The organism is Methyloceanibacter sp., from assembly GCF_051306395.1.
In the GTDB taxonomy this organism is placed as follows: Bacteria; Pseudomonadota; Alphaproteobacteria; order Rhizobiales; family Methyloligellaceae; genus Methyloceanibacter.
In genome coordinates this window covers 1-3504 of sequence record NZ_JBPPND010000217.1, presented here as the reverse complement: position 1 = coordinate 3504, position 3504 = coordinate 1, and the positions used below count along the sequence as shown (strand labels likewise).

Genomic DNA, 3504 nt, shown 5'->3' with positions numbered 1-3504 from the left:
ACGTTTGCGCCGCAATTTATGGGCGGCACAGTCCATGCCGCTGCAGTGTCCAACAAACGTTCGCCGACTCGTTGAGTTCCAAAAATAGCTTGCGCGGATGCGTTTTCTGAGGGCGTGAAAGCCGCCGTTTTACGTCGCCGCGACGGGCGCGCAACTCTTTGTATTTGTTGATGAAAATAACGGTGTTCTGGGGTCGAGAATGGTTGCGGAAACGCCCTCAAATCAGCTATAGGAAAGCGACTCTTCGAACGCATTTCACATAGCGCTGCTGGGGCTGATTTCCCGCGGCGGTGAAGGCGTCTATCAGGGGTCTGACATTTCTTAGAAGGCATTCCCATCCTTGGCTGACGAAGACAATACAGACGTCGAAGGGCCGTCGCCCTCGGACATAAGACCTGTCTCGCTCATCGACGAGATGAAGCGGTCCTATCTCGATTACGCCATGAGCGTGATCGTGTCGCGCGCACTGCCTGATGTGCGCGACGGGCTCAAGCCCGTACACCGGCGCATTCTCTTTTCGATGCGGGAGAACAACTACACGCCGGACCGGCCGTACAACAAATCGGCGCGCGTCACCGGCGACACGATGGGTAAGTATCACCCGCACGGCAACCAGGCGATCTACGACGCATTGGTGCGGCTCGCCCAGGACTTCTCCATGCGCCTGCCGCTGATCGACGGGCAGGGGAACTTCGGCTCGGTCGACGGCGACCCGCCGGCGGCCGAGCGCTACACCGAGGTCCGCCTGGCGAAGCCCGCCATGGCGCTGCTCGACGATCTCGAAAACGACACGGTCGATTTCCAGCCGAACTACGACGGCCGCGAGAAAGAGCCGGTCGTCCTGCCGGCGAAGTTTCCGAATTTGCTCGTCAACGGCGCGGGCGGCATCGCCGTCGGCATGGCCACCACCATACCGCCGCACAATCTCGGCGAGGTGGTCGATGCCTGCATCGCCTATCTCGACAATCCCGCCATCGACATGGACGAGCTGATCGAGATCGTGCCCGGGCCGGACTTCCCGACCGGCGGTCTCATTCTCGGCCGTCAAGGCATCCGCTCCGCCTATCACAAGGGCCGGGGCTCGGTCTTGATGCGCGGCCGCGTCGCCGTGGAAGAGGTGCGCAAGGACCGCGACGCGCTGGTCATCACCGAGATTCCGTATCAGGTGAACAAGGCGGCGATGGTCGAGAAGATCGCCGAGCTCGTGCGCGAGAAGAGAATCGAAGGCATCGCCGACATTCGCGACGAGAGCGACCGCCAAGGCATGCGCGTGGTCATCGAGCTGAAGCGCGACGCCATGGCCGACGTGGTGCGCAATCAGATCTACCGCTTCTCGCCGCTGCAATCGACATTCGGCTGCAACATGGTGGCGCTGACCGGCGGCCGTCCCGAGATCTTCAATCTCAAGGACATGATCCGCGCCTTCACCGACTTCCGCGAGGAGGTCGTCGGCCGCCGGATCAAATTCCTCTTAAAGAAAGCGCGCGACCGCGCCCATGTGCTCGTGGGCCTCGCCATAGCTGTCGCCAATATCGACGAGGTGATCGCGCTGATCCGAAAAGCGCCCGACCCGGCGACCGCCCGCGAACAGTTGATGGCGCGCGACTGGCCGGCGAAGGATGTGGTGGCGCTGGTCGAGCTGATCGCCGATCCCCGCCACAAGGTCTCCGAGCAAGGCACCTATCGGCTGTCGGAGGAGCAGGCGAAGGCCATCCTCGATTTGCGCCTGCAGCGTCTCACCGCGCTTGGCCGCGACGAGATCGGCGACGAGCTGAAGGGCTTGGGCGATCAGATCGCCGACTATCTCGACATACTGCGTTCGCGCGAGCGCATCGTCGATATCGTCAAGGGCGAGCTGAACGCGCTGAAAGAGCAGTTCGGCACGCCACGCCGCACCGAGATCATCGACATGGTCGGCGAGGTCGAAGACGAAGACCTCATTCAGCGCGAGGACATGGTCGTTACCGTGTCCCACAAGGGCTACATCAAGCGCGTGCCGCTGTCCGCCTATCGAGCCCAGCGCCGCGGCGGCAAGGGCCGCGCCGGCATGGCGACGCGTGACGAGGATTTCGTCAGCCGCATCTTCATCGCCAATACGCACACGCCGGTGCTATTCTTCTCCTCGCGCGGCATGGCCTACAAGATGAAGGTGTGGCGTTTGCCGCAAGCCGCCCCGCAAGCGCGCGGCAAGGCGCTGATCAATCTCCTGCCGCTCGGCAAGGACGAGATCATCACCACCATATTGCCCTTGCCCGAGGACGAGACGTCCTGGGCGAAGCTCGACGTGATGTTCGCCACCAATGACGGCAGCGTCCGCCGCAACAAGCTTTCCGACTTCATCGAGGTGCGCCAGAACGGCAAGATCGCCATGAAGCTCGACGAGGGCGATCACATCGTCGGCGTCGAGGTGTGCAGCGTGCAGCACGATGTGCTGCTCACCTCGCGTGACGGCCAAGCGATCCGTTTCCCCGTGGACGACGTGCGCGTTTTCAAGGGACGCATGTCGACGGGCGTGCGGGGCATCAGGCTCGGCAAGGGCGACGAGTTGATCTCCATGTCGATCCTCGGTCACGTCGAGGCCTCCGCGGCCGAACGCTCGGCCTATGTGCGTCAGGCCAATATGGTGCGCCGCGGCGGCGTCGATTACGAGCCGGACATCGAGCCGGATGCCGAAGGCGAGGAGGCCGTGGTGCTCAGCCCCGAGCGTTACGCGGAGCTCAGCGCCCATGAGGAGTTCGTGCTGACCATCTCCGAGAACGGCTATGGCAAGCGCTCGAGCGCGTATGAGTTCCGGGTCTCCGGCCGAGGCGGCAAAGGCATTATCGGCATGGTCGTCAACAAGCGGAACGGCAAGCTGGTGGCCTCCTTCCCCGCCGAGGACAGGGATCAGGTCATGCTGGTAACGGATCGAGGCCAGCTCATCCGTATTCCCGTCGACGGCATCTCCATCGTCGGCCGGTCGACCCAGGGCGTGATCGTGTTCGACACGGCGCAAGACGAGCGGGTCGTCTCCGTCGAGCACATCCCCGACGAGAACGGCAGCGGTGCCGTCGAGGAGGTCGACGAGGTCGACGAGATTGACGAGGCCGACGAAACGGATGGCAATGAGCCCGCTCCGGACGAGGACTCGCCGGACGAGGCGTAGGAAGCCCGTTTGAAGGCGCTACTAAGGGGCGCCCGCCGGCGCCTGGCCGCACAGCGCTTGAAGCGAGCCCGCCGCGGGCGTCAACGCGGCAAGCGTCTCGAAATCGCGGATCAGCGCCCGGTGCCGCTCCGGATGGCTCAGCAGGCCGGTGGCGCGCAGGCGGGAGATCGTCCGCGACAGCGTATCGGCGTTTAGCCCGAGATAATCGGCCATATCGGTGCGGCTGAGCGGCATCTCGAAGGCGAGACCGCCGCACGGGGCGCGCACGCCGGTGGTCAACGCAAGTTCCGTGAGGAAGGTGGCAAGGCGCTGGAGACAGTCGAGCCGCCCGACCGCGGCCAGGTGGATGGCTTGCCGCG

2 protein-coding genes are annotated in these 3504 nt (G+C 64.0%); one reads left to right on the top strand and one right to left on the bottom strand.

Going from position 1 to position 3504, the window contains the following annotated elements; genetic code table 11:
• Window positions 1–340 precede the first annotated feature (340 nt).
• Complete coding sequence (gene gyrA / locus ACSLE4_RS11335; RefSeq protein ID WP_435904556.1) at window positions 341–3145, top strand: DNA gyrase subunit A; 2805 nt, start codon at window positions 341–343, stop codon at window positions 3143–3145.
• 21 nt (window positions 3146–3166) lie between these two features.
• Here the strand turns inward: gyrA and ACSLE4_RS11330 are convergent.
• On the bottom strand, window positions 3167–3504 hold a 338-nt coding region (locus ACSLE4_RS11330; RefSeq protein ID WP_435904555.1), incomplete at its 5' end, for a helix-turn-helix domain-containing protein.